General features: G+C 71.5%; 22 protein-coding genes and 1 other RNA gene. 16 read left to right on the top strand and 7 right to left on the bottom strand.

All coding sequences use genetic code 11. The features are described 5' to 3' along the window. Nucleotides 1–67 precede the first annotated feature (67 nt). The 3 genes from ACIQGQ_RS07595 (at nt 68) to ACIQGQ_RS07585 (ending at nt 3,337) form a co-directional block, all read left to right on the top strand. On the top strand, nt 68–1,309 hold the full coding sequence (locus tag ACIQGQ_RS07595) for a glycosyltransferase family 39 protein (RefSeq protein ID WP_402391895.1): 1,242 nt from the start codon (nt 68–70) through the stop codon (nt 1,307–1,309). 50 nt (nt 1,310–1,359) lie between these two features. Next, nucleotides 1,360–2,877, top strand: coding sequence for a methyltransferase domain-containing protein (locus ACIQGQ_RS07590; protein ID WP_402391892.1), 1,518 nt, complete (start codon nt 1,360–1,362; stop codon nt 2,875–2,877). A gap of 85 nt (nt 2,878–2,962) precedes the next feature. Beyond that, nucleotides 2,963–3,337, top strand: coding sequence for a hypothetical protein (locus tag ACIQGQ_RS07585; RefSeq protein ID WP_402391890.1), 375 nt, complete (start codon nt 2,963–2,965; stop codon nt 3,335–3,337). A 72-nt stretch (nt 3,338–3,409) separates the two neighbouring features. Here the strand turns inward: ACIQGQ_RS07585 and ACIQGQ_RS07580 are convergent, their stop codons facing one another. The 4 genes from ACIQGQ_RS07580 to ACIQGQ_RS07565 form a co-directional block, all read right to left on the bottom strand. Beyond that, nucleotides 3,410–4,333 (bottom strand): carbohydrate ABC transporter permease, encoded by a 924-nt coding sequence (locus ACIQGQ_RS07580; RefSeq protein ID WP_402391888.1) that lies wholly within the window; start codon nt 4,331–4,333, stop codon nt 3,410–3,412. Continuing rightward, nucleotides 4,330–5,727, bottom strand: coding sequence for a carbohydrate ABC transporter permease (locus tag ACIQGQ_RS07575; protein ID WP_402391885.1), 1,398 nt, complete (start codon nt 5,725–5,727; stop codon nt 4,330–4,332). The genes ACIQGQ_RS07580 and ACIQGQ_RS07575 overlap by 4 nt, the downstream gene beginning before the upstream one ends. Nucleotides 5,728–5,731: 4 nt before the next feature. Next, the gene (locus ACIQGQ_RS07570) at nt 5,732–7,087 is read right to left on the bottom strand and encodes an ABC transporter substrate-binding protein (RefSeq protein ID WP_402391882.1); all 1,356 of its coding nucleotides are present in this window, start codon (nt 7,085–7,087) and stop codon (nt 5,732–5,734) included. A 194-nt stretch (nt 7,088–7,281) separates the two neighbouring features. Then, nucleotides 7,282–10,647: an FHA domain-containing protein gene (locus ACIQGQ_RS07565; RefSeq protein ID WP_402391879.1), complete on the bottom strand. Its 3,366-nt coding sequence runs from the start codon at nt 10,645–10,647 to the stop codon at nt 7,282–7,284. Nucleotides 10,648–11,199: 552 nt separating this feature from the next. On the opposite strand from ACIQGQ_RS07565, the gene ACIQGQ_RS07560 reads away from it, so the two are divergent. The 4 genes from ACIQGQ_RS07560 to ACIQGQ_RS07545 all read left to right on the top strand — a co-directional run bounded on the left by ACIQGQ_RS07560 (nt 11,200) and on the right by ACIQGQ_RS07545 (nt 16,803). Beyond that, nucleotides 11,200–12,870, top strand: coding sequence for a serine/threonine-protein kinase (locus ACIQGQ_RS07560; RefSeq protein ID WP_402391876.1), 1,671 nt, complete (start codon nt 11,200–11,202; stop codon nt 12,868–12,870). Nucleotides 12,871–13,101: 231 nt separating this feature from the next. Next, nucleotides 13,102–14,340, top strand: coding sequence for a serine/threonine-protein kinase (locus tag ACIQGQ_RS07555; protein ID WP_402391873.1), 1,239 nt, complete (start codon nt 13,102–13,104; stop codon nt 14,338–14,340). A 101-nt stretch (nt 14,341–14,441) separates the two neighbouring features. Continuing rightward, nucleotides 14,442–15,548, top strand: coding sequence for a peptide chain release factor 2 (gene prfB / locus ACIQGQ_RS07550; protein WP_352273660.1), 1,107 nt, complete (start codon nt 14,442–14,444; stop codon nt 15,546–15,548). 364 nt (nt 15,549–15,912) lie between these two features. Next, entirely contained in the window at nt 15,913–16,803 is an 891-nt protein-coding gene (locus tag ACIQGQ_RS07545) for an LPXTG cell wall anchor domain-containing protein (protein ID WP_402391870.1), read from the top strand. Nucleotides 16,804–16,916: 113 nt separating this feature from the next. Here ACIQGQ_RS07545 and ACIQGQ_RS07540 read toward each other — a convergent pair whose 3' ends face one another. Beyond that, a complete protein-coding gene (locus tag ACIQGQ_RS07540) occupies nt 16,917–17,117 on the bottom strand; it encodes a hypothetical protein (protein WP_366296415.1) in 201 nt (66 codons plus the stop codon). A gap of 270 nt (nt 17,118–17,387) precedes the next feature. Here ACIQGQ_RS07540 and ftsE point away from each other — a divergent pair, with 270 nt between their 5' ends. The 7 genes from ftsE to ACIQGQ_RS07505 all read left to right on the top strand — a co-directional run bounded on the left by ftsE (nt 17,388) and on the right by ACIQGQ_RS07505 (nt 22,976). Beyond that, nucleotides 17,388–18,077, top strand: a complete 690-nt coding sequence (gene ftsE, locus ACIQGQ_RS07535; protein WP_148838248.1) for a cell division ATP-binding protein FtsE — start codon at nt 17,388–17,390, stop codon at nt 18,075–18,077. A 23-nt stretch (nt 18,078–18,100) separates the two neighbouring features. Further along, a complete protein-coding gene (ftsX, locus tag ACIQGQ_RS07530; RefSeq protein ID WP_352273663.1) occupies nt 18,101–19,018 on the top strand; it encodes a permease-like cell division protein FtsX in 918 nt (305 codons plus the stop codon). A gap of 68 nt (nt 19,019–19,086) precedes the next feature. Continuing rightward, nucleotides 19,087–20,271 carry a S41 family peptidase gene (locus ACIQGQ_RS07525; protein WP_402391866.1) on the top strand — a complete coding sequence of 395 codons (1,185 nt, stop codon included), beginning with the start codon at nt 19,087–19,089 and terminating at the stop codon, nt 20,269–20,271. 18 nt (nt 20,272–20,289) lie between these two features. After that, entirely contained in the window at nt 20,290–20,778 is a 489-nt protein-coding gene (gene smpB, locus ACIQGQ_RS07520) for an SsrA-binding protein SmpB (RefSeq protein WP_352273665.1), read from the top strand. 119 nt (nt 20,779–20,897) lie between these two features. Continuing rightward, nucleotides 20,898–21,267, top strand: a transfer-messenger RNA (tmRNA) gene (gene ssrA, locus ACIQGQ_RS07515). 138 nt (nt 21,268–21,405) lie between these two features. Then, a complete protein-coding gene (locus ACIQGQ_RS07510; RefSeq protein WP_402391862.1) occupies nt 21,406–21,930 on the top strand; it encodes a DUF1877 family protein in 525 nt (174 codons plus the stop codon). Nucleotides 21,931–22,202: 272 nt separating this feature from the next. Continuing rightward, nucleotides 22,203–22,976: a glycosyltransferase family 2 protein gene (locus tag ACIQGQ_RS07505; protein ID WP_402391859.1), complete on the top strand. Its 774-nt coding sequence runs from the start codon at nt 22,203–22,205 to the stop codon at nt 22,974–22,976. A gap of 212 nt (nt 22,977–23,188) precedes the next feature. On the opposite strand, the gene ACIQGQ_RS07500 is transcribed toward ACIQGQ_RS07505, so the two are convergent. Both ACIQGQ_RS07500 and ACIQGQ_RS07495 read right to left on the bottom strand, forming a co-directional pair. Then, entirely contained in the window at nt 23,189–23,533 is a 345-nt protein-coding gene (locus ACIQGQ_RS07500; RefSeq protein ID WP_402391857.1) for a DUF6415 family natural product biosynthesis protein, read from the bottom strand. After that, nucleotides 23,530–23,712 (bottom strand): hypothetical protein, encoded by a 183-nt coding sequence (locus tag ACIQGQ_RS07495; protein WP_402391855.1) that lies wholly within the window; start codon nt 23,710–23,712, stop codon nt 23,530–23,532. Before ACIQGQ_RS07495 ends, ACIQGQ_RS07500 begins: the two co-directional genes overlap by 4 nt. Before the next feature lie 130 nt (nt 23,713–23,842). On the opposite strand from ACIQGQ_RS07495, the gene ACIQGQ_RS07490 reads away from it, so the two are divergent. Next, entirely contained in the window at nt 23,843–25,147 is a 1,305-nt protein-coding gene (locus ACIQGQ_RS07490) for a Tat pathway signal protein (RefSeq protein WP_402391853.1), read from the top strand. Between the two features lie 16 nt (nt 25,148–25,163). Further along, complete coding sequence (locus ACIQGQ_RS07485; protein WP_352273672.1) at nt 25,164–25,643, top strand: TrmO family methyltransferase; 480 nt, start codon at nt 25,164–25,166, stop codon at nt 25,641–25,643. Nucleotides 25,644–25,696 lie beyond the last annotated feature (53 nt).

The following is a 25,696-nucleotide window of genomic DNA, read 5'->3' as shown; positions in this document are numbered from 1 at the left end:
AATGGTCCGCACAAGTGCGGCCTTCGATACATCGCTCAGCGTCCTCGGGTTGCTACGTTCTGCTTTCATGGGTATCCGAACGCGATACGAGACCTGGAACGTGCCCCGCGCGAGAGCGGCGGTACTCGTGGCCGCTGCCGCCGGTCTCCTCATCCGCATGCTGATCGCGGCGAATATGCGCGGCCCGGCCGATGTGCACATCTTTCGCGGATTCGCGCGGGCCATCGTCCAGTACGGTCCCATTCGGATCTACGAACAGCCGCTTCCCGGACTGCCCGTCTACAATCACCCGCCGCTGGCCGGATGGATGCTGCTGGGCCTCAACAAACTCTCCGAAGCGGGCATCCCCTTCGGAACGCTGATCAGGGCCCCCGCCTCGATCGCCGACTTCTTCTGCGCACTCGTCGTGTTCGAGATCGTGCGCCGCCGCGCCTCCCTCGGCACCGCCGTCGCCTGCGGGATCGGCGTGGCCGCGAGCCCCCTGCTGATCGCCACCTCCGGCTACCACGGCAACACCGACGAGGTCGCCATCACCTTCGCCCTGCTCGCCGGCCATCTGCTGGTGGACCGGAAGGCGCCGCTGCTCGCCGGGGTGGCCGCCGCGCTCGCGATCAGCGTCAAGTTCGTCCCCGTGGTGGTGGTCCCGGCGCTGTTCGTCGTCGCGCTGCGGGCGGGGCGGCCGGCGCTCCTCCGCTTCACCGCGGGCTTCACCGCGCTGTTCGCCCTGGTCTGGGGGCCGGTCCTGGCGACCGTGCCGGAGAGTCTCAAGGAGAACGTGCTGGAGTACGCCGGCGGCGGCTTCCGGCTCTGGGGGCTGGTGCGGTTCGCCGACCTGTTCGGGCTGCCGGACTCCTTCACCACCTTCATCGAGGGCGACGGCCACTTCCTCTTCGTCCTGGCCTGCGTCGCCGCCGGGGTCTGGCTGGCCTGGCTGCGCCCCGCCCAGGCGCCCGTCGTCGTCGGCGTCGTCATGGGCCTGCTGCTCCTGCTCTCCACCGCCTCCGCGCTCCAGTACCTGACCTGGCCGGCCGCCGGGCTGTTCGTCGTCGGCTTCTGGCCGGGCGCCGCGTACAGCTGCGCGCTGGGGGTGACCGCGGTCCTCGGCTACCGGGGCCGCTCCGCCGTGCGCTGGAACGAAACGGTGCTGCACTTCGCCGAGTTCGGCTGGCTGGTGCTGGCCGCCGCCCTGGCCGTCGGCGTACGCACGGTCCTCGCCGCCCGCCCGGACCGGCCCGGCGAACCGCCCGCCGGGGAGGGCCGCCTCGCCGCCCCGCGCACCTCCCACCCCACCGGCTCCACCGTCAACTGAACCTCCCCCACGCATCCCCCCACGCACCCCGAGCGACTGGAGAACGCCCCGTGACGGAAAGCCCGAGCCCCAGGATCGGCATCCTGGTGGTCGCGTACAACGCCGAGACGACACTGGAGCGGACCCTCGACCGCATTCCGGCGGATTTCCGGTCCAGGATCGCCGAGATCCTCATCCTCGACGACGCGAGCCACGACGCGACCTTCACCGCGGGCTGCCGCTGGTCGCAGACCGAGGGAATGCCGCGGACCTACGTCATGCGGCACACCAAGAACCTCGGGTACGGCGGCAACCAGAAAGCCGGATACGCCCTGGCCGCCGAGCACGGACTCGACATCGTCGTCCTGCTCCACGGCGACGGACAGTACGCCCCGGAATTCCTCCCCGACATGGTCGCGCCGATCGAACGCGGCGAATGCGACGCCGTCTTCGGCTCACGGATGATGAAATCCGGGTCCGCCCTCAAGGGCGGCATGCCGATGTACAAATGGCTCGGGAACCGCATTCTCACCCGGGTGGAGAACACCCTGCTCGGCTCCCGGCTCACCGAATTCCACTCCGGCTACCGCGCCTACAGCGTCGCCGCGCTCAGGAAACTGCCGATCCACCGCAACACCGACGCCTTCGACTTCGACACCCAGATCATCGTCCAACTGCTCGACGCCGGGATGCGGATCAAGGAGATCCCCGTCCCCACCTACTACGGCGACGAGATCTGCTACGTCAACGGCATGAAGTACGCGAAGGACGTCGTCAAGGACGTCCTCGAATACCGGCTCGCCGTCAAGGGGTTCGGCACCTGCGGCTGGATCCCCAAGCCCGTCGAGTACGCCTTCAAGGAGGGCGACGGCTCCTCGCACGCCGTCATCCTGGAGCGGATGCGCTCGCTGCCGCCCGGCCGGGTCCTCGACCTCGGCTGCTCCGGCGGCCTGTTCGGCCGGCGGCTGGAAGCCCTCGGCCACGAGGTGACCGGCGTCGACTACGTCGAGGTCCCCGGCGTACGCGAGAACTGCACCCACTTCCACCTCGCCGACCTGGAGGAGGGCCTGCCGGCCGAGCTCGGCACCGACTACGACTACGTGGTCGCCGGCGACGTCATCGAGCACCTCTCCCGGCCCGACCGGGTGCTCGCCGGGATCGCCGACGTCCTGCGGCCCGGCGGCCGGGTCCTGCTCTCCGTGCCTAACTTCAGCCACTGGTACTCCCGGATGCGGGTCGCCCTCGGCGCCTTCGGCTACGACCGGCGCGGCATCCTCGACGAAACGCATCTGCGCTTCTTCACCCGGGCCAGCCTGCGCCGCACGGTCCGTGATGCGGGCTACGACGTCCTCGAACTCGCCTCGACCGGGGCGCCGTTCTGGTCACTGCTCGGCGGCGGTCCGCTCGCCGGGGCGCTGGGCGGCGCGTCCAAGCTGCTCACCCGGATCAGGCCGACGCTGTTCGGCTATCAGCACGTCGCACTGCTCACCCCGCATGCGGCCGAGACGATCATCGCTGGAGAGCACGTCGATGTTCAGGACATCCTCAACCGACAGTACGTCCCGGCCGCCGACCGGGTCGGTGTCTGAGCCCGCCGTACCCCGTCCCACCCCCGCGCCCCGGGCGCCGGAGCCGGAGCGGCGGCCGCCGGGCCCCGCAGTCAGGAGCAGGACCTTGACCCTTCCCAGTCTGACGCTGCTGCTGTTCGCCGTGTTCTCCTCGGCGGGCGGCCAGATCATGCTCAAGCACGGGATGAAGACCGCCGCGGCCGCCGCGGACCACGGCGGCGGCTCCGTCGCGATGCGGGCGGCGACCAGCCCCTGGGTCGTCCTCGGGCTGCTGGTCTTCGCGGTGTCCGCGCTGGCCTGGATGGCGACCCTGGCGAAGGTGCCGCTCTCCATCGCCTATCCGTTCAACGCCCTCGGATACCTGCTGATCGTGCTGGCCGGGGCGACCGTGCTGCACGAGCGGACCTCGATGTGGACCTGGGGCGGCTCGCTGCTGGTGGTCGTCGGCCTGGTCACGGTGATGGCCGGACAGCAACGCTGACGGCGGGAGCCGTACGGGCCCCGGGACGCCCCCGGACCCGTACGGCCCCCGCCGCTCCTGCCGCTCCTGCCGCTACTTCACCGCGCCCGCCATCACTCCGGAGACGAAGTGGCGCTGGAAGGCGAAGAAGACCGCCAGCGGGATCACCATCGACACGAAGGCGCCCGGCGCCAGCACGTCGATGTTGTTGCCGAACTGCCGTACCTGCTGCTGGAGGGCGACCGTGATCGGCGGCGAGCCCGAGTCCGCGAAGATCAGCGCGACCAGCATGTCGTTCCACACCCAGAGGAACTGGAAGATCCCGAGCGAGGCGATCGCCGGACCGCCCAGCGGCATCACGACCCGGGTGAAGAGCCGGATCTCGCCCGCCCCGTCCAGCCGGGCCGCCTCCAGCAGCTCCCGGGGGATCTCCGCGAAGAAGTTCCGCAGCAGGAACGTCGCGAACGGCAGGCCGAAGGCCGTGTGGAAGAGGACCACCCCGAGCGTCGTCTCGAAGATCCCGACCGCACCGAACAGCTTGGAGACCGGGACCAGCGCGACCTGCACCGGCACCACCAGCAACCCCACGACCAGCAGGAACCACCAGTCGCGGCCGGGGAAGTCCAGCCAGGCGAAGGCGTATCCGGCCAGCGAGCCGATCACCACCACCAGCACCGTCGCCGGAACCGTGATCATGACCGTGTTGAGGAGCGAGCCGGTGATGGTGGAGTTCTCCAGCAGCCGGGCGTAGTTGTCGAAGGTGAGCTGGGAGGGGGCCGTGAAGACCTTCCACCAGCCGCTCGACGCGATGTCGTCCGCCCCGCGCAGCGAGGACAGCAGCAGCCCCACCGTCGGCATCAGCCAGAACAGGGCCACCAGGACCAGGAAGACCCGCATCGCGCCGCCGCCCGCACGGGCGGCGATCCGGGCGCCGAGCGACCGCCCGGCCTTCGCCGGGGCGTCCCCGGCGGTCGTGCGCGTGGCCGTGGACGCTGCCGTGGTCGACGGTGTCGTCATCGGCGCCCCTCCTTCCGGATCCGGCGGATGTTCACGTACATCACCGGGAGTACCAGCAGCAGCAGGAGTACGGCGATGGCGCTGCCGATCCCCAGATCCGCGTCCGTGCCGAACGACGAGCGGTAGAGCTGGAGCGCCAGTACGTTCGCGTCGGCCTGCGAGGAGCCCGGCGCGATGATGAAGACCAGGTCGAAGACCTTCAGCACGTTGATCATCAGCGTGACCAGCACCACCGTCAGCACCGGCGCCAGCATCGGCACCGTGATCCGGCGGAACACCTGCCACTCGTTCGCCCCGTCCACCCGGGCCGCTTCGAGGAGTTCACGCGGCAGCCCGGCGAGCCCCGCCGCGATCAGCACCATCGCGAACCCGGCCCACATCCAGACGTACGAGCCGATGATCCCGGGCGTGACGAGCGCCGGGCCCAGCCACTCCACCCCGTTGTACGGCTCCGCGAAGTTCGAGGCGGGCAGCCGGAGCACGGCGCCGTCCGCCGCCGCGGGGAGGGTGAACGTGCCGTCCGCGGCCGCCGTCGCCGAGGCGACCACCTTCCCGTCCTTCACCGCCTCGACCTTCAGCCCCTTGAGGCCCAGCTCCTTGGCGTCGATGACATCGGGCCGCCCGCCACCGCCCCGGGTGAAGTCCAGCCAGGCGGTGCCGGAGACCGCGCCGCCGCCCGCCGCGGCCTCCTTCGCGGGCTCCGCGTCCTTCGGCATGTCCGCCGGGGCCACACCCACCAGCGGCAGGTGGACCGGCCGCCCGGCCCGTACCGGTTCCTTGGTGACGAAGGAACCGCCCCCGCCCGCCTTGACCGGGTGCACGGGCAGCGGATGCGCCTTCGGGAAGCTCGACGACTCGTTGAACGTGTCGTGCACCCCCACCCAGACGGCGTTGGCCACCCCGCGCTCCGGGGCGGCGTCGTACACCAGCCGGAAGATGATCCCCGCGGCGAGCATGGAGATCGCCATCGGCATGAAGACGACCAGCTTGAACGCGGTGCCCCAGCGGATGCGTTCGGTGAGCACCGCGAAGATGAGCCCGAGGGCGGTGGAGGCGGTGGGCGCCACCACCACCCAGATCGCGTTGTTCTTGACCGCCGTACGGATGGTGTCGTCGGTGAACAGCGCCTTGTAGTTGTCGAGTCCGGCGAAGCCCGTACCCGCCTGGTCGAGGAACGACCGGTAGACGGAGTACACGATCGGATAGACCACCAGCGCGCCCAGCAGCACCAGCGCGGGTGCCAGGAAGAGCGCCGCGACCAGCCGGCGGGTCCCGGTCACGCTCCGGCCGCGCGGCCGGAGGCCGGGGGACCGGCCGTCGGGCGCCGGATCGTCGGACGTGTGCGTGTCGGCGGGGGGCACCGCTCCGGCGCCCCCCGCTGCGGCTGTCGTCATCGCGTCAGCTCTTGTACGCCTTGGCCGCGGCGGACTCCAGCGCGGCCTGGGTCCCCGCGATGTCCTTCGGGTTCTTCAGGAAGTCCTGGAGGATCTTCCACTCGCCCTTGCCGGGCGTCCCGCCGAACGACTGCGGGGCCTGGTCGGACATGTCGAACCGGACCGCGTCACCGGCCCCGATCAGCGCCTTCGCCATCGTGCGCTGCACCTCGTTCGGGTACGCGGCGTCGTCCAGGCCCTTGTTCGGAGAGATGAACCCGCCCTGCTCGGCCATGATCTTCGCGGCGTCCGCCGAGGCCAGCCAGGTCAGCAGCGCCTGGGCGCCCTTGCCGTCCTTCAGCGCCACCGCCGCGTCGCCCCCGGTCACCACCGGCGCCTCGGCGCCGACCGACGGGAACGGGAACACCTTGGCGTCGGTCCCGATCTTCGCCTTCGTCTGCCCGATGTTGACGGCCACGAAGTCGCCCTCGTAGACCATCGCGGCCTTGGGCTGGTCGCCCCCGGTGAAGGTCTGGTTGACCGAGGCCGGGAACTCCGTCTGGAGCGCCCCGTCGGCGCCGCCCGCGATCAGCGACGGCTTGCCGAAGAGCTCGGCCAGCGTGGTCAGCGCGTCCTTGACGGACGGGTCCGTCCACTTGATCTTGTGCTGGGCCAGCTGGTCGTACTTCTCCGGACCGGCCTGGGAGAGGTAGACGTTCTCGAACCAGTCGGTGAGGGTCCAGCCGTCCGCGCCGCCGACCGAGACCGGGGTGACGCCCGAGGCGGAGACCGTCTCGGCGGTCTTCAGGAAGTCCTTCCAGGTCTTCGGCTCGCTCGCGCCCGCGTTCTCGAACGCCTTGGCGTTGTACCAGATCAGCGACTTGTTGGCGGCCTTGAAGTAGACGCCGTACTGGGTGCCGTCCACCGTGCCGAGGTCCTGCCAGACCTGGGAGTAGTTCTTGGTCAGCTGGGCCTTGGCCTCGGGGCCGACCGGCTTCGCCCACTTCTTCCGCGCGGCCTGCTGGACCGCGCCGACCTGCGGGATCATCGCGATGTCCGGCGGCTGACCGCCCGCGATCTTCGTACCGAGGAAGTTGACGATCGGGTCCTGTGCCGGGACGAAGGTGACCTCCGCGCCCGTGCGGCTCTCGAACTCCTTGAGGACCTTGACGAAGTTGGCCTGCTCGGCGCCGGTCCAGACCGCCGCGACCGAGAGCTTCTCGCCGTCCAGCTTGGGCAGCGTGACGCTCGACGAGCCGCCCTTGCCGCTGTCCGATCTCGGTGTGCTGTGGTCGTTCCCGTTGCTGCACCCGGTGAGGGCGAGGGCGCCGGCGGCGGTGACCACCGCGACGGCCCTGCTGATTCGAAGGGTTGTGCGCATTGCTTCCCCGTCTCTCACATCGTCGTGTGCGCACAGTCCTACGCCCGGTGCCGGGGGCCCGCAATACCGCTCTCTGCCCCAACTCCCTTATCGTGATGGGCTCGTGACGTGAGGTCAGAGCATTGTCGGGGCATGTCCGGACCCGGCTCGGACGGACCGGGGACCGCACCCGGCGGGCGCAGGGTGCGGTCCGGTCAGGAGGGGACGGGGCCGAGCGGCGCTATCGGATCGGCGTCGACCGAGCGGGCCGCCCACTCCAGCGCACTGGCCAGCAGGGCCAGATCGGTCGGCCCGTTGCCCAGCTCGCGGACCGGGCGCCGGGTCGGCGGATCGCCCATCCGCTCCCACTCCAGCGGTACGACGGTGGGGCGCAGCGTGGCCGTACGCGGAATGCGTCCCGTCACCCGGCCGCCCTGGAAGGGGGTGACCCGCCCGTCCGGATGGCCGAGCCGGCCCCGGCCGGGCGCCGGGCCCTCCGGCGCGCGCGGCACCGCCGGGGAGTCCAGCACGATCCGCAGCCGGGCCCCGTGGGCCAGGTCCGTGTCCTCCGTGCGGTCGGGCCGGGCGGACGCCGCGACCAGGTGGACGCCCAGCCGCCCGCCCTCCCGGGCCACCGCCTCCAGGGCCCGCACCACCGAACCCGCGGCGGGGCGCCCCGGGCTGCCGAGCGCCGGGGCGACCAGCGCGTCGAAGTCGTCCGCCAGCACTACGAGCCGGGGCAGCGGGGTGGGGCCGGGCGCGGCGGGCCGGGGGGTGGAGCGGAGCCGGAGCGTCCCGCTCGCCGGGGCGTCCACGTCACCGCGCTGCTCCGCGGCCGACGCCGGGCGCTGACCGACCAGCCGCCGCGCCACCTCCTGCCGGTGGTGCCACTCGGCGAAGTCGTACGGACCGAGCAGCTCGGCCCGGCGCTTCAGCTCACCGCTCAACTCCTGGGCGAACTCCCGCATCCGCACCGGATCGGAGGCCACCAGATGGGAGAAGGCGTGCGGCAGCTCCATGCAGGGGCCGAGGCCCTCGCCCCGGTCACCGCCCGCGCCGTCGACCAGCATCAGGCCCAGCTGATCGGGGCGGGCGGCCGCGGCGAGCGAGGCGGCGACGGCCCGCAGCAGCTCCGTACGCCCGCTGCCGGCCGGCCCCTCGATCAGCAGGTGCGGGCCCTCCTCGGACAGGTCGACACCGACCGGGCCCCGGGGCCCGGCCCCGAGCACCACCATGGGGCGCCCGACCGTCACGGACCCCTCGGACGCGGCGGAGCCGTCGACGGAGGCGGCGGCCGGGGCAGCCGTGGAGATCCGGGGGGCGTCCACGCCGCGCTCCCCGCTGACCCGGCGCGAGGAGCCGGGCCCGGACGCGGCGGCACGGGGGCCACCGGACCCGGCGACGGTGCGCCCGGAGCCGGGGGCGTCCAGCCCGTCCCCGGGGAGCAGCACATGACCGGGGGCGCCGACATGGGTGGCGTGCTCGCTGCCGGGGAACGGGGCGCCGCCCACCCGCTGCGCCCCCACCCGGGGGCCCGCCGCGCGCGGGTACTCCGTACGGTCCGGGTCGCGGCCCTCCGGGGCGGGGCCGCCGTCCGGCCGACGGCCCGCGCCGCGCACCGGGGCGCCGGGCTGATCGTCGGCGGTGGAGGCCCACCGGGCCATCAGGGACGCCGGGGTGGCACGGGCCAGCCCCAGCTCGTCCAGGAGCCGGGCGGTCGTCGGCAGCGCGGCCGCCGACCGGCCGTGCGCCGGGGCCGCCCCCTCCGCGCGCAGCGGCGCCAGGGCCCGGCCGAACCGCTCCGCCCAGTGCGCCGACACCGCGTCCACCGCGGCGACCGTGCCGCGCCCGGCGGCCTGCCCGTCCGCCGTCCGCAACAACCGCAGCGCCGTCGCCACGTCGCCGCTGAGCATCGCCACCGCTCCGCACTCGCGGAAGGGGATCGAGGCGTGGCAGGCGGCCTCGTACGTCGCCGCGACCGGTGAGGTGGGGGTGGCGGCCGGGGTCTCGGCCAGACAGATCAGATGGATGCCCGACGCGGCACCGGCGGCGGCCAGCCGGGCGGCGTTCTCCCGCAGCGCGGCCGAGCCCGGGTCGCCGTCGAGGACCACCACCGTGTACGGACCCGCGTACCGCGCCGCGGCCTTGGCGACCGTGGCCCGGTCCTGGCTGGCCCAGCCGGGCCCGAGCGGGCCGTCGTCCAGCCGGCGGACCAGCTCGGTGACCCGGGCGGTGGCCTGGTCGCGGTCGTGCGCGAGGAGCAGGCGGCAGTCCTGGCCGTGCGCCGGGCGCAGATGGGGCAACCAGCCGAGCCAGGCCCACTCGCGTCTGCGCTCCTCCGCGCCGCGCGCCCGGTCCACGCTGATCAGCACGATCTCCAGATCGGCCGGGGAGTGCAGCGCGGCGAGCTGCGCCACCACGGACCGGGCGAGCCCGGCCAGCCTCGTCCGCGGCCCGGCGAGCCCGAGCGAACCGGCCTCCCGCAGCCCCACCGTCACCGGCACCGAGGGCAGCTCCGCCCGGTCGGTCGTGCCGAGCCGCACCACGAGCGCCTCGGGGTGGCCGGCGCCGCGCTCCCAGAGCCGGGGGCCCGGGCCGAGCGCGGTCAGCAGCACCTCCGCCGGATCGGGCCAGGCGCTCAGCTCCGCGCCGCCCGGCGGGACCGGGGCGGGGCCGGACGCGGAGGTGCCCGGACCTCCCGGGCCGTCGGCGGACTGGGCGGCCTCGCCCCGGCCGCCCGCGAGGCGGCGGGCCCAGGCGCCGATCCCGCCCCGGCGCGGCGCCCCGCCGTCCGGTGCGGCCGGACCGGCCGCACCGGCCTGGGCCGCGTCGTCGTCGTACCCCGGACCGGGATCGGGGGAGCCGGGCCCCGAGGAACCGGGGGCGCCGGAGGAGGGGGCGGCGGCGGGCGCGGTGGGGTGCGGGCCGTCGGCGGTGCCGGAGACCCGGAGGTGGCCCTCGCCGTCGGGGGCGGTGGGCAGGGCGGGAGTGGGCGCGCCCGACGTCAGCCGGAGCGTGGACTCGCCGAGCCGCAGCAGCGCGCCGGGCTTCAGCCGGACCGGGCGGTCGTGCACCGCCGCGCCGTCGAGCAGGGTGCCGTTGGTGGAGCCCAGGTCGGCGACCGAGACCGTGCCGTCGCCCAGGACCGTCACCGCGCAGTGCAGCCGGGACACGTCGGGGTCGTCGAGGGGAACGTCGGCGTCGGCGGAGCGGCCGATGCGGATCCGGCCGCCGTGCAGCAGATGGACCCCGCCCGCGTCCGGCCCCGCGACCACGTGCAGCCGCGCCGGGACGGCGTCGTCCACCGCCTCGTCCTCGCCGGGGACCTGGAGCGAGAGCACCGCGCCGTCCACCAGCGGCGGCTCGCCCAGCGCGGAGCGCTGCCCGTCGAGCCGCTCCCGCCCGGCGTAGAGCACCACCGCGCCGCCGCCGAGCTGGCCCTCGGGCCCGAGGACGGCCGTCGCGAGCTGGGAGGCCACGGTGGCCAGGGCCGTCCCGGGCGGGGCGGTGACCAGCACGTCGCACGCGCGCGCCGGGGTCTGGCCGCTGCGCGGCGCGAGGACGGTCAGCCGGATCTGCATCGCCGTTCAGCGGTCCCTTCTGCGCGCTGCGCCGAGCAGGGGAAACGCCCTGTGACTCCCCCCGCCCGCCACGGACGCGTCGTCCGGTACGGGTTCGTCACGCACCGAGGGGCCCGACCCCACAGTCCGTGCTGGAGGCATCCTCGCACTTGCCACTGACATCGCGCCCGCGGGTCACCGCTTAACGATCTTGAAACGTCGGCTGTGCGCCCATAAGTGCCTGCTTGGAGCGGCGCTCGTGGGGGCGGAGCCGTTCCGGAAGTGCCTGTGGAGCGACATCTCGAACGTGAGTACGGCAACCATCGGCCCGGAAAGGGCGTCTTGTTCCGGGAGTGTCCCTGTCCTTCCGAGGGGTGCCACCAGGGCGTACGGGCCGGCGGGGGGCCCGGAACCGTGCCGGGGATCTGTCCGGAAACCGTCGCCCCGTGACCGACGGCGGCAGTTTGACGAGAGGCCAAGGGGTGTCCACGGGACACCCCTTAGAGTTAGCCGGAACTCCCGGGCGGAAACCGGGAAAACCGTAAGCACCACGATCTGCAGGGAGCGCATGACGTGCGGCCGGTAGGCAGCAAGTACCTCCTGGAGGAGCCGCTGGGACGCGGCGCCACGGGCACCGTCTGGCGGGCCCGCCAGCGGGAGACCGCGGGCGCCGAGGCGGCCGTCGCCGGCGAGCCCGGCGAGACCGTGGCGATCAAGGTCCTGAAGGAGGAGCTGGCCAACGACGCCGATGTCGTGATGCGCTTCCTCCGGGAGCGCTCCGTGCTGCTCCGGCTCACCCACGAGAACATCGTGCGCACCCGCGACCTGGTCGTCGAGGGCGATCTCCTCGCCCTGGTCATGGACCTGATCGACGGCCCCGATCTCCACCGCTACCTGCGCGAGAACGGCCCGCTCACCCCGGTCGCCGCCGCCCTGCTCACCGCGCAGATCGCCGACGCGCTCGCCGCCAGCCACGCCGACGGCGTCGTCCACCGCGACCTGAAGCCCGCCAACGTCCTGCTGGACGAGACCGGCGGCGGGATGCGCCCGATGCTCACCGACTTCGGCATCGCCCGGCTCGCCGACTCCCCGGGGCTCACCCGCACCCACGAGTTCGTCGGTACGCCCGCCTACGTGGCGCCCGAGTCCGCCGAGGGCCGCCCGCAGACCTCCGCCGTCGACATCTACGGCGCGGGCATCCTGCTGTACGAGCTGGTCACCGGCCGCCCGCCGTTCGCCGGCGGCACCGCCCTCGAAGTCCTGCAGCGGCACCTCAGCGAGGACCCGGTCCGCCCCGGCAACGTCCCGGCCCCGCTGTGGACGGTGATAGACCGCTGCCTGAGCAAGGACCCCGACCGGCGGCCCAGCGCCGAGAACCTGGCCCGCGGCCTGCGCGTCGTCGCCGAGGGCATCGGCGTGCACGCCACCTCCGCCCAGATCGCCGCGGCCGACGGCGTGGGCGCCCTGCTCGCCCCCGACCCGGCCCCCGCGGCCGTCCCGGGCACCCCGGGCGCGGCGGACCCGACCCAGGTGCTGCCGAGCAACGCGGGCTCGTATGACCCGGCCGCCGCCACCAGCGTCCTGCCGCAGACCGGGCCGGGCGCGGGCGGACACGCCGACCCGACCTCGGTCCTGCCCCCGGTGCCCCCGCGCCCGGACGGTCCTCCGCAGCCCGAGGAGCCGCACCCCTGGCAGTCCCAGCTCCGGGCCGCCCGCGACCGCAACGAGCCGACCCAGGTCCAGTACCTGGACCCGAGCGAGGACCCGCTCCGTCGCCGCCCCCAGCGCCCCCAGCCGCAGCAGCAGCCCCCGCAGCATCAGCAGAGGCGCCAGCCGCCGCAGCAGCAGTACCAGCAGCAACAGCACTACCCCCAGCAGCAGTACCAGCCCCAGCACCAGCAGTACCAACCCCAGCCGCAGCAGCAGCGCCAGCAGTACGCGCCCCCGCAGCAGCCGGCGCCCCAGCAGCCGCAGCCGCCGGCCCCGCGCCCGCCCCGCGAACCGAGGCAGCGCAGCGCCAACCCGATGCGGATCCCCGGCCTGGGCTGCCTCAAGGGCTGCCTGTTCACGCTGGTCCTGCTCTTCGTCGCGGGCTGGCTGATCTGGGAACTGACCCCGCTGCAGGACTGGATCGGCGAGGGCAAGAGCTACTGGCGGGCGATCAGCGACACGGTCTCCACCATCGGCGACTGGATCTCCAAGCTGGGCGGCGACGGCGGAAGCAGCGGCGCCGGAAACCCCTGAGCGACCACCGCACGCGGCGGCCCCCAACGGCCGCCGCACCGGCCGCCGATGCGGCCGCGACCCCATCAACTCTGTAGCTATGTCGACTTCCGCGGGCCAGTTTCCACCGCATATCGCCCGCGGAAGTGAGGCCTGGCGCCATCCCGGGCACTCAACACCCCGGCCGACGCGTAACTTTGTCGACCGGGGGTCATGAGCGACGGTTCATCGCCAGCCGCTGAGGGAGCAGTCTTGGCACGGAATATCGGCAGCCGGTACACCGCACACCAGATCCTGGGGCGCGGCAGCGCGGGCACGGTCTGGCTCGGCGAGGGGCCCGACGGCCCGGTGGCCATCAAGCTGCTCCGCGAGGACCTCGCGTCCGACCAGGAGCTCGTCGGCCGCTTCGTCCAGGAGCGCACCGCCCTGCTCGGTCTCGACCACCCGCACGTCGTCGCCGTCCGCGACCTCGTGGTCGACGGCAACGACCTGGCCCTGGTCATGGACCTGGTGCGCGGCACCGACCTGCGCACCCGCCTGGACCGCGAACGCCGGCTGGCCCCCGAGGCGGCCGTGGCGATCATCGCGGACGTCGCGGACGGCCTCGCCGCCGCGCACGCCGCCGGGGTGGTCCACCGCGACGTCAAGCCGGAGAACATCCTGCTCGACATGGAGGGCCCGCTCGGCCCCGGCGGCGCGCACCCGGCGCTGCTCACCGACTTCGGCGTGGCCAAGCTGATCGACACCCCGCGCCGCACCAAGTCCAGCAAGATCATCGGTACGCCGGACTATCTGGCGCCCGAGATAGTCGAGGGGCTGCCGCCGCGCGCCGCCGTCGACATCTACGCCCTCGCCACGGTCCTGTACGAACTGCTCGCCGGTTTCACGCCCTTCGGCGGCGGTCACCCCGGGGCGGTCCTGCGGCGGCACGTGACCGAGACGGTCGTCCCGCTCCCCGGCATCCCCGAGGAACTCTGGCAGCTCCTGGTCCAGTGCCTGGCCAAGGCCCCCGCCTCCCGGCTGCGCGCCTCCGAGCTCGCGGCCCGGCTGCGCGAGCAGCTCCCGCAGCTGGCCGGCATCCCGCCGCTCGACGTGGACGAGCCGGACGCCGAGCCGGAGGCCGGTGCCTACGACGAGCGGGAGTACGCCCCCGCCGCCGAGGAGCCCCGCCGCCGCGGCGCGGTCCCGCTGGTCCCCGGCTCGTCCGCCGACGCCAACCGGGACACCCACACGAGCATGCGCGTCCCGGCCCCCGACGAGCTCTCCGGCGGCCCCCGGGGCACCGCGCGGGCCCCCCGCTCCCCGGGCGCCCCCCGCCCCGGCTCGGCCCGGAACAAGTCCGCCGCGGTCCGCAAGCGCCGCATCGTGCTGGGCACCGCGGCCCTGGTGCTGCTGGCCGCGCTCGGCGTGGGCGGCGCGCTGGCACTGGGCGGCGACGACACGGACGCCCCCGACGGGAAGCCGGGAACCTCGGCGCCGGAGGCGCCCTGACCCGGTCCCCGGAAGGGGCTCGGGGCGTCCGGCGCGGCTGATTGCGGGATGAAACGGACGGCCCGAGGAATGTCCGCGCCGACAGCCGTTACGCTGGACCCGTGGCAGTCGTCGATATTTCCGAAGAGCTGAAGTCCCTCTCCTCGACCATGGGGTCGATCGAGGCCGTCCTGGACCTGGATGCGCTGAGGGCGGACATCGCCGTGCTTGAGGAGCAGGCGGCCGCGCCCTCCCTCTGGGACGACCCCGAGGCGGCGCAGAAGATCACCAGCAAGCTTTCCCACCTCCAGGCCGAGGTCCGCAAGACGGAGGCGCTCCGCGGCCGGATCGACGACCTCGGAGTCCTCTTCGAGCTCGCCGAGGACGAGGGCGACGCCGACGCGCTGGCCGAGGCCGAGGCGGAGCTGGAGGCGGTCCGCAAGGCGCTGGACGAGATGGAGGTCCGTACCCTCCTGTCCGGCGAGTACGACGCCCGCGAGGCCCTGGTCAACATCCGCGCCGAGGCCGGTGGCGTGGACGCGGCCGACTTCGCCGAGAAGCTCCAGCGCATGTACATCCGCTGGGCCGAGCGGCACGGCTACAAGACCGAGGTCTACGAGACGTCGTACGCGGAAGAGGCCGGCATCAAGTCGACCACCTTCGCCGTCCAGGTGCCGTACGCCTACGGCACGCTCTCCGTCGAGCAGGGCACCCACCGGCTCGTCCGGATCTCCCCCTTCGACAACCAGGGCCGCCGCCAGACGTCCTTCGCAGGCGTCGAGGTGCTGCCGGTGGTTGAGCAGACCGACCACATCGAGATCGACGAGTCCGAGCTGCGCGTGGACGTGTACCGCTCCTCGGGCCCCGGCGGCCAGGGCGTCAACACCACGGACTCCGCGGTCCGGCTGACCCACCTGCCGACCGGCATCGTGGTCTCCTGCCAGAACGAGCGTTCGCAGATCCAGAACAAGGCGTCCGCAATGAACGTCCTCCAGGCGAAGCTGCTCGAACGCCGCCGCCAGGAGGAGCAGGCCAAGATGGACGCCCTCAAGGGCGACGGCGGCAACTCCTGGGGCAACCAGATGCGGTCGTACGTCCTGCACCCGTACCAGATGGTCAAGGACCTGCGTACGGAGTTCGAGATGGGCAACCCGGAAGCGGTCTTCAACGGTGAGATCGACGGCTTCCTGGAGGCCGGTATCCGTTGGCGCAAGCAGCGCGAGAAGTAGTCGGCGCACAGCCTTCGCGGCGGTGCCGGAGACCCGAGCGGTCTCCGGCACCGCCGTTTTCCGTTGCTCGTGGGGGAGTTGGTGCCGCCGCTCGTGCGGGCGCCGTGGTGAGTGCGTCACAGTCCTGCCTCTGTATGGTGACCAACTGCGATCAAACCGGCGCATAGCGCACGGAACGGCCTTGACGTAGTCCTTAACCGTGGCCAAGGTGCTAGGGCAGCATGCGTATGTCTGGGACGGGTGTGAACGGGGGCGGACGGCATGACCATGACTCTGTGGGGCGCCGTTCGGAGCGAACTCCGGAGAACCGGGGCCCGCATATGGCTGCTCCACTGACGAGATCAGCTACTGGGGGTAGCAGCACATGACGAAGAAGACGCGAGTTCGCGTCGCGCGGATCGCCGCGGGTGCGGTCATCGCCGCGGGTGCCTCGCTCACCGCCGCCGGCGTCGCTTCGGCGGTCGGCGTCGATGTCAACGTCGCCGGACTGTCGGCCAAGGCCGAGGTCAACGGTGGCGGCGAGGACGGCGACGGCGAGTGCAGCCCGATCGACCCGCGCTGCAACGAGACCGACGGTGGCAGTTCGTCGGACGGCGGTAACTCGTCGGACGGTGGTAACTCCTCCGACGGCGGCAATTCGTCCGACGGTGGTAACTCCTCCGACGGCGGTAACTCCTCCGACGGTGGCAACTCCTCCGACGGCGGTAACTCCTCCGACGGTGGCAATTCGTCGGACGGTGGCAACTCCTCCGACGGCGGTAACTCCTCCGACGGTGGCAACTCCTCCGACGGCGGTAACTCGTCGGACGGCGGCAACTCGTCCACCGGTGGTCACTCGTCCACCGGCGGCCAGGGCGGCAATTCGTCGACGGGAGGCAACTCCTCCACCGGCGGTAACTCCTCCACCGGCGGTTCCGGCAACCACGGCGGCACCTCCGGCAACGGCGGTTCCACCGGCGGCAACGGTGGCACCCAGGGCGGCTCCACCGGCAACGGTGGCTCCACCGGCGGCTCCGTGACCGGCGGGGGCGACGACTCCTGCACCGTCGACCTCGACGGCGCCAAGTGCGCGGACAACACCACCCCCGACTCGGCCGGCAACCAGCCGGTCGAGCAGGGCAAGGGCAAGGACGAGCTCGCCGAGACCGGCGCCGCCGAGACCACCTTCCTGGTGGTCGGTGCCGCGACGATGATCGCCGGAGGCATCGGCTTCCGCATCCTGCCGCGCCTGATGAGCGGCCGCGCGGCCGTCTAAGGACCGCCGTCCGCGCCGGGCAGCGCCCAGCGCACAGGCACAGAGGGGCCCGGGACGCCATTCGGCATCCCGGGCCCCTCGACGTACGTACCGCGCCCGGAAGGGGCGAGGGCCTACGCGCCCTGGTGCGCCAGCAGTGCCAGGGCGCCCACCAGCACCACCAGCAGGGCCACCAGCATCACCGGACTCAGCCCGGCGAACAGCCCCTGCCCCTGCTCCCGCTGAAGCCGCTCACGGCTCGCCCGGCACACGGGGCACCGGCCCTCGCTGACGGGCGCCGCGCAGTTCGCGCACACCAGTCGGTCGTAGGTCATGCGCCTTCCTCCTCCCGCGCGGCGGAGCCGCAACCCGCTGGACGCTCCGCACAACGCTCGTGGAAACGCAACCGTTCCCCTACCACTGTGCCAGCTCGCGCGGGTTTCGGCGCGGCCCGCCGGAGATCACCTGTTCCGTCATACTTACGTCCTGCGTCCGGGCGGCCCCGTTCTGACACAAATCGCCCATCCCCGGACGTGCGCCTGCACGCCTGAGTCCGGTTCGCGTATGGTCACGCACACCTACTCCCGGCCGACCGTGGTGCATCCGTGATCCGATTCGACAACGTCTCCAAGACATACCCGAAGCAGAGCCGCCCCGCTCTGCGGGATGTGTCCCTCGATATCGAGAAGGGCGAGTTCGTCTTCCTGGTGGGCTCCTCCGGCTCCGGCAAGTCCACCTTCATGCGACTCATCCTCCGCGAGGAGCGCGCCAGCCAGGGCGCGGTCCATGTCCTGGGCAAGGACCTCTCCCGTCTGTCCAACTGGAAGGTGCCGCACATGCGCCGCCAGCTGGGCACGGTGTTCCAGGACTTCAGACTCCTGCCCAACAAGACCGTCGCGGAGAACGTGGCGTTCGCGCAGGAGGTCATCGGCAAGCCGCGCGGCGAGATCCGCAAGGCGGTGCCCCAGGTCCTCGACCTGGTCGGCCTCGGCGGCAAGGAGGACCGGATGCCCGGCGAGCTCTCCGGTGGTGAGCAGCAGCGCGTGGCGATCGCGCGGGCCTTCGTCAACCGTCCCATGCTGCTGATCGCGGACGAGCCGACCGGCAACCTCGACCCGCAGACCTCCGTCGGCATCATGAAGCTGCTGGACCGGATCAACCGGACCGGCACCACCGTGATCATGGCGACGCACGACCAGAACATCGTCGACCAGATGCGCAAGCGCGTCATCGAGCTGGAGAAGGGCCGTCTCGTACGCGACCAGGCGCGCGGCGTCTACGGCTACCAGCACTGAGCACCGAGCACTGAAAGGACGCCATGCGCGCCCAGTTCGTCCTGTCGGAGATCGGCGTCGGCCTCCGTCGCAACCTCACGATGACCTTCGCCGTCGTCGTCTCCGTCGCCCTCTCGCTCGCCCTGTTCGGCGGCGCGCTGCTCATGCGCGAGCAGGTCAGCACGATGAAGGACTACTGGTACGACAAGGTCAACGTCTCGATCTTCCTCTGCAGCAAGGCCGATGTGACCTCGACGCCGAAGTGCGCCAAGGGTGCGGTCACCACCGAGCAGAAGCAGCAGATCAAGAGCGACCTCGAGAAGATGGACGTCGTCGACACGGTCAGCTACGAGTCCGCTGACCAGGCGTACAAGCGCTACCAGGACCAGTTCGGCGACTCGCCCATGGCGAGCAACATCACGCCGGACCAGATGCAGGAGTCGTACCGGGTCAAGCTCCACGACCCGAAGAAGTACAAGGTCGTCGCCACCGCCTTCGCGGGCCGTGACGGGGTGCAGTCCGTACAGGACCAGAGAAGCATTCTGGACAACCTCTTCGGCCTGATGAACGGCATGAACGTGGCCGCCCTCTTCGTGATGGCGCTGATGCTCGTCATCGCGTTGATGCTGATCGTGAACACCGTCCGGGTGTCCGCGTTCAGTCGACGGCGCGAGACCGGGATCATGCGGCTCGTCGGGGCCTCCGGCTTCTACATCCAGATGCCGTTCATCATGGAGGCCGCGTTCGCCGGACTCATCGGCGGCGTGCTGGCCTGCGTGATGCTGCTGGCCGGCCGGTACTTCCTGATCGACGGCGGCCTGGCCCTCCAGAGCAAGCTGAACCTGATCGAGTTCATCGGCTGGGACGCGGTCTTCACCAAGCTGCCCCTGGTCCTGGCGATCGGCCTGCTGATGCCCGCCGTCGCCGCGCTCTTCGCGCTCCGCAAGTACCTCAAGGTGTGACATGCGCCCCCTGGGGCGCGCGGCCAACAAGCCGTGCGCCCAGGGGGCGTTGTCCTAGACTCGGCGGCATGTCGGGCCCCACACAGTGTCTCGGGCCCCGTGGCGTGCGCCGCGGGGCTGCCCTGACATTGGTGTTCGCGGGTGTGCTGACGGCCGGTGCCGCCACCGGCGTACTGCCCCGTGACGCTCACGCCCCCGCCGCGCTCGCCACCCGCTCCGTCGCCTCCACCGTCAACGGCGAGGACGTGACCGCCGCCGCCGCGCGCGCCGTCGCCGACGGCAAGTCCGGCAAGGAGGCGGCCGAGAAGGTCGTCAGCCGCAGCGGGGACCGCTGGGGCGCGGTGTACGACGAGCGGCAGTACGCGGAGTTCGAGCAGGCGCTGGACGGTACGTACACCGGCGTCGGGATCTCCGCGCGGCGCACCGAGGACGGGCGGGTCGAGGTGGCCCGGGTGCAGCCCGGCAGCCCCGCCGCCCGGGCGGGCATCGAGCCGGGCGACCTGCTGCGCACCGTGGACGGCCACCGGGTCGACCGCCGCCCCGTCGCCGAGGTGGTCGCCCTGCTGCGCGGCGACGGCGCGGAGGCCACCGAGGGCAGCACGGTGGCCCTGGGCATCGAGGGAGCCGGCGGCGCCCGGACCGAGACGCTGCGCCGTGCCAGGCTCACCACCGAGGCCGTGACCATACGGCGGCTCGGCGCCGGGCGACCCGGGCCCGAGGCCGTACTGATCGAGGTCGACTCCTTCACCAAGGGCTCGGGCACCAAGGTCCGCGACGCGGTCCGGACGGCCCCCGCCGACGCCGGGGTCCTCCTCGACCTCCGGGGCAACTCCGGCGGGCTGGTCACCGAGGCCGTCACCGCCGCCTCCGCGTTCCTGGACGGCGGCCTGGTCGCCACGTACGACGTGCACGGCGAGCAGCGCGCCCTCTACGCGCAGCCCGGCGGCGACACCTCCCGCCCGCTCGTCGTCCTCGTCGACGGCGGCACGATGAGCGCCGCCGAGCTGCTCACCGGCGCGCTCCAGGACCGGGGCCGTGCCGTGACCGTGGGCTCGCGGACCTTCGGCAAGGGCTCGATCCAGATGCCCAGCAGGCTCCCGGGCGGCGGGGTGGCCGAGCTGACCGTCGGCCACTACCGCACCCCGGCGGGGCGCGGCGTCGACGGCCGGGGCATCACCCCGGACCTCGCGGTCGGCTCCCGGGCCGAGCAGCGGGCGGAGACAGTATTGAGTGGCCTCGGGGGCGGTTCGTAGTGCGAAAATGGCCGCACTATGGCTAAGGAAAAAGACACCGGTCGCAAGATGATCGCGCAGAACAAGAAGGCGCGGCACGATTACCACATTCTCGACACCTACGAGTGCGGTCTCGTCCTCATGGGCACCGAGGTCAAGTCGCTCCGGCTCGGCCGGGCCTCCCTGGTGGACGGTTTCGTCCAGATCGACGGCGGCGAGGCCTGGCTGCACAACATCCACGTGCCCGAGTACGTGCAGGGCACCTGGACCAACCACTCGGCCAAGCGGAAGCGCAAGCTGCTGATGCACCGGGCCGAGATCGACAAGCTGGAGTCGAAGTCCGGCGAGACGGGCCACACGATCGTCCCGCTCGCGCTGTACTTCAAGGACGGCCGGGTCAAGGTCGAGATCGCGCTCGCCAAGGGCAAGAAGGAGTACGACAAGCGGCAGACCCTGCGCGAGAAGCAGGACCTCCGCGAGACCAACCGCGCGATCTCCGCCGCCCGCCGCCGCCAGCGCAGCGCCTGAGACCCGCGCCTGCGGGGCTCCATCGGGCCTCGTCAGGAATAGGCTGGCATCGTCGCACGTTGGTCACGTACGATGGCAACGCACTCCACAGCGGGTGCGCGCATTTGAAAAAACAACATGGGGATGATCGGTTTCGACAGCGGATGTCGAAGCAGGGGAAGCGTGTCGAGGAAGCGGCAATGATCTCGTAAACCATATGTCGCAACCAATAATCGCCAACTCCAAGCGCGATTCCTTCGCCCTCGCTGCCTAAGTAGCGACTTGCGAAGTGTCAGCCCGGGGGTGATCCCGACCCGGATCCTGGCATCATCAAGGGATCTAAACTTCTAGACCCGGTCACGGGGCCTAGAAGGAAATCAAACAGTGACTGAGCCCGTCGGAGACTTGTCCGCGTGATCTCCGGGGCCGAGAAAATCGCAGCGGACTGCACACGGAGAAGCCCTGGTTCTGCACCGTTGGACGCGGGTTCGATTCCCGCCATCTCCACAATTCCCATGTGAGCCTCCGCCCCGCGAGATTTTTCGCGGGGCGGAGGCTTTTTCATGCCTGCCCGCAGGGCGGGGGCGTGCCGCTTCGAGTTCGGTCGAGCTGGAGAAAGCCGGTGGACGTCGTCGGGATACTGCCGTCATGGCCGTCACTCAGCAGCTCGCCCGCATCCCGGCGGAGTACCTCGCCTCCTGCCGCCGGTCAGCCGACGCATCGCCGGATGGAGATCCTCTCTGGGATCCACCGTCGGCGGACGTCCTCGATATGGACTGGGCGCCGTTCCTGATCGAACGGGTCTGTGAAATGGGAGGTCTCGATGACATCCATCGGAATGCTCTCCGGCAGGCTCTCGACGGCGAGACCGTCATCGACCTCGTCTTCCTCAACACGCATCCGCATGCCATCAGCCCCTTCGGGCCAGACCCCACAGCGCTCTCAGCGGCTCAAGTGGCTCGCGTTGCGGAACTGCTCGGGGAAATCGACTTTCCGGCCCTCCTGGCCGCTCTGCCGACGGATGAAGCAGAGGCCGCCGTCTTGATCGGCAACGGCGCGGACAAGATCGTCGGTGGCCCGAAGGCGTACCTGCTCGGGCACTTCGACGCCGTGCGCGAGTTCTATCGTGGTGCATCCCAACGGCAGTGTCTCGTCGTGCTCTGGTGGGACTGACGCGGATCGCGTCATCGACGGCTCAGGTCAGCTGGGAGAATGTGTGAACCTCCGCCTGGGACCCGACCTGCGAAGAGCCAGTGGCCATGTAACACCCCGGACCATGGTGAACAAGAGGGAAGCCATGCCATGCCATGCCGGGCCCGGAGGCCGGGAGCCCACCGCGAGGGCACTGAGAAGGTGACGGACGGTGACAGCGACATGTGTGGCCGCCCCTGTTCGAACGCAGTGCTTGAATGGGAAGACGTTCCTGGCGAGCAAGGAGAAGCGCAGTGCCCCTGGTATCCGTCGTGATGCCCGTGTACAACTCGGCGGCCACTCTCGGTGCGGCGGTGCGGTCGGTGCTCACGCAGACCCACAGCGACCTGGAGTTGCTGATCACCGACGACAAGTCGACCGACGACTCCATGGACATGCTCATGGAGTTCGCCCGGCAGGACGAGCGCGTACTGCCGGAGTCGGCGCCCGAGCAGGGTGGTGCCGGTCGGGCGCGCAACCTTGCCATCGAGCGGGCCCGGGGTGACTACATCGCCTTCCTCGACAGCGACGACATGTGGCTTCCGGAGAAGGCCGAGCGGCAGATCGCGTTCGCCGCGGAAGGTGATGCGCCGCTGACGTTCACCTCGTATTACAAGATGGACGCCGATTACGCCGGGGAAAGCGTCGATTTCGTCCCGAACGGTCGCATCATCCGGGCGAGAGGACATGTGGACTACCGGGCGATGCTGGTCCGGGACTACATCGGTGCGCTGACCGCCATGTACGACCGCAACGTCCTCGGCACGCGGCTGATGCCGGAGATGCGGAAGCGGCAGGACTACGCCCTGTGGCTGTCGATCATGCGCGACGGCGCCGACGCCCGGGGGCTGACCGAGCCGCTGGCGGTGTACCGGGCCCACCAGGCGGGTTCGCTGTCCTCCAACAAGCTGTCGCTCGTCCAGTACAACTGGGCGCTGTACCGCGAGCACGAGGGGCTGTCGGTGCCCCGGGCGACGCGGGCGCTGACCGGCGCGGTGTGGCAGTCGCTGCGGAACTCGCGGATCTGATCCGTTCCGCCTCCGCCCCGCGAGACGGTTCGCGGGGCGGAGGCATTCCCTGTACCGGCGGGGCGGGCCGTACGCCGGGCTCACGGAGCGAAGAGCTTCTTCACGGCGGACGGGCCGTCGAATTCCGGTGCGATCGCGTCCATGACGATCTCGTCGCAGACCTGCCCGAGCCAGTACCCGGCCCGACGCAGCGTTCCGGCGGACCGGGCCGATCACGGCCGGTGCCCGTGCCGCCGGGTGTGAGAGGCGTACCGCATCAGGTGGTCGACGGCCTTGGCGAGGAGCCGGAGCATGGCGGCGGGGTCGCCGTCCCGGTCGCGGAGGAGGCCGCGGGCGTGGGTCACGGTGGCGACGGCGATGTCCCGGGCTCGGGAGTCGGCCAGGCCTTTCGCGTACTCCTCGGCCGGGTCGGTGAGGAGCCCGAGGTGGGAGCGGAGCCGCTTGCGGACCTCGCCGGCCACCGGCCCCGTCGGCCGGCTCCGGGCGAGTGCGAGTGCCAGGTCCACGTCCCGGGCCATGTCGGTCGCGGTCGGGGGAGTGGCGGGCGCGGCACTCATCGTTCGGCGCTTTCGTCGTACCGGCCGTGTTCGATGTCCTCGCCCGGCAGCGGCCCGGTGCGGGCGAGGAAGGTGTCCCAGCCGCACTGGGCCCGGGCGAGCAGTTCGGCGGACGGGTGGCAGCACGGCTTGTCCACGCCGGTGCTGAGAGGCTGGTCGCTCTCCGTGAGGTCGGTCATTGAGGTCTCCGGTAGCCGGGGTTTCCGATGCGGGCGGTTGCGATTAGTGAACCGCCAGAAGGCTGCCGGGAGTACGGTGTCGACTACTCACAGTGGTTTAAGTGGTTTACCGCTTGGAGCAGGGAGCGCTATGGCATCTGTGCGTGAACCCAACGAGGCGTTGGCCCATGTCATTGCCGAGGCGGGTATGGCCAATGAGGCTCTGGCCCATGCGGTGCGGTGTGTGGCGGCAGAGAATGGCGAAGTCATCCAGACGAACAAGTCCACAGTGACCCACTGGGTTCGCTGTGGCGCGCAACCGTCCGGAAGCGCGGGACGGTACTTGGCCGAAGCGCTTTCGCGTCGTCTGGGCCGTGTTGTCGCTCTCGGGAGGACCGACACCGTGGACTTGGACCGCAGGCAGGTCGTGGGGGGCGCTGCCTATTCGCTCACCGCCCTTGCTCTGCCTCCCGGCGTCTGGTGGGCGCGCATGGCGGAGCGGGGCAACGAGCGGCGTGACACGGGGCGTTCTGTCGGCCGGGGGGATCTGCGGGCCGCTCGTGACATGGCCGCCCTGTTCTCCACCATGGACCAGAGGCACGGAGGGGGACATGCCCGTACCGCCGTGGTCCGCTACCTCACGACGGAGGTCGTCGGCCGTCTGAAGGGCACGTTCACCGACGACGGCGTGCGGCGCGGCATGTTGTCCACTGCTGCGGAACTCGCCTACCTCTCAGGGTGGATGGCGTTCGACAATGGCGAACACCACACTGCGCAGAGGCACTTCACCGCAGCGGTGAAGCTCGCTGCCGAAGCCGATGACGCCTCGATGGCCGCGCATGTGCTCAGGGCCATGGCGCATCAAGCGAACGACCTCGGCCATCCCAAGCATGCTCTCGACCTCGCGGCTGCCTCCGTCGATGGGCGACGGTATGCGGAGGCCAGTCCACGCGAGCGTGCCCTGCTCGGTGTCGTCCATGCACGGACCCTCGCCTCCACCGGTGCGAACCGGGCTGCCGCGCGGGCACTGCTACGAGCCGAGGACGATCTTGCCGGGGCAGGGCGAGGGGGCGACGAGCCGAGCCGGGTTTTCTTCTTCCAGGAGGCGTCCCTCGCCCACGAAACCGCGCTGGCGCTTCGGGACATGGGGGATCTGGACGGCGCCGAACGGCAGCTCCGCCGGTCCGTCCGCACGCGCAAGGCCGACAAGTTCACCCGGACCCACGCCGTGACCCTTGGCTACCTGGGCGATGTTCAGGCGCGTCGGCACCGCGTCGAGGAGGCGTGTACGACATGGTCCGAGTCGCTGGACGCCATGGACGGAGTTCGTTCGGCGCGTACGCGCCGGGCGGCCGCCGACATGAGGGCCGCGCTGTCCCCGCTGCTCGGGCGTGGCATCCGTTCTGTTACCACTGTGCACACGCGGGCTTCGGCGTACCTGACCGCTACCGCCTGACAGCGAAAGGAACCTGATGGCAGAGAAGTTCGAGGTCGAGGCTCTGGGGTACGTCGTCGGGGGGCGGGGCGAGCCGACCGACGACTACTGGGGCGGTACGCGCGCGATCATCCGGTTGGACGGTTCCTTGCCGGTGGAGGCGACGAAGGGGCTGGAGGAGTTCTCCCACCTCGACGTGGTCTTCCGCTTCCATCTGACCGACCCGGCCGATCTTCCGCTCCGGGCCCGGCGGCCCCGGGACAATCCCGCCTGGCCCGAGGTCGGGTTCGTGGGGCACCGCAACATGCGTCGCCTGAACCGGCTCGGCGTCTCGCGCTGCCGGCTGGTCGGGGTGGACGGGCTGGACCTTCATGTCGAGGATCTCGACGCGGTGGACGGCACCCCGGTGATCGAGGTGAAGCCGTGGTTCGAGGAGATGGGGCCACGGGGCGAGGTCCGGCAGCCCCGGTGGGTCAGCGACATGCTCGGCGACTACTACGCCCCGGCCAAGGACTGACCGGCCTCCGCCCCGCGAGACCGTTCGCGGGGCGGAGGTGTTCCGGGCCCGGT

It is taken from the genome of Streptomyces sp. NPDC092952, assembly GCF_044754785.1.
Classification (GTDB): domain Bacteria; phylum Actinomycetota; class Actinomycetes; order Streptomycetales; family Streptomycetaceae; genus Streptomyces.
This window is presented reverse-complemented; position numbering and strand designations above follow the sequence as displayed.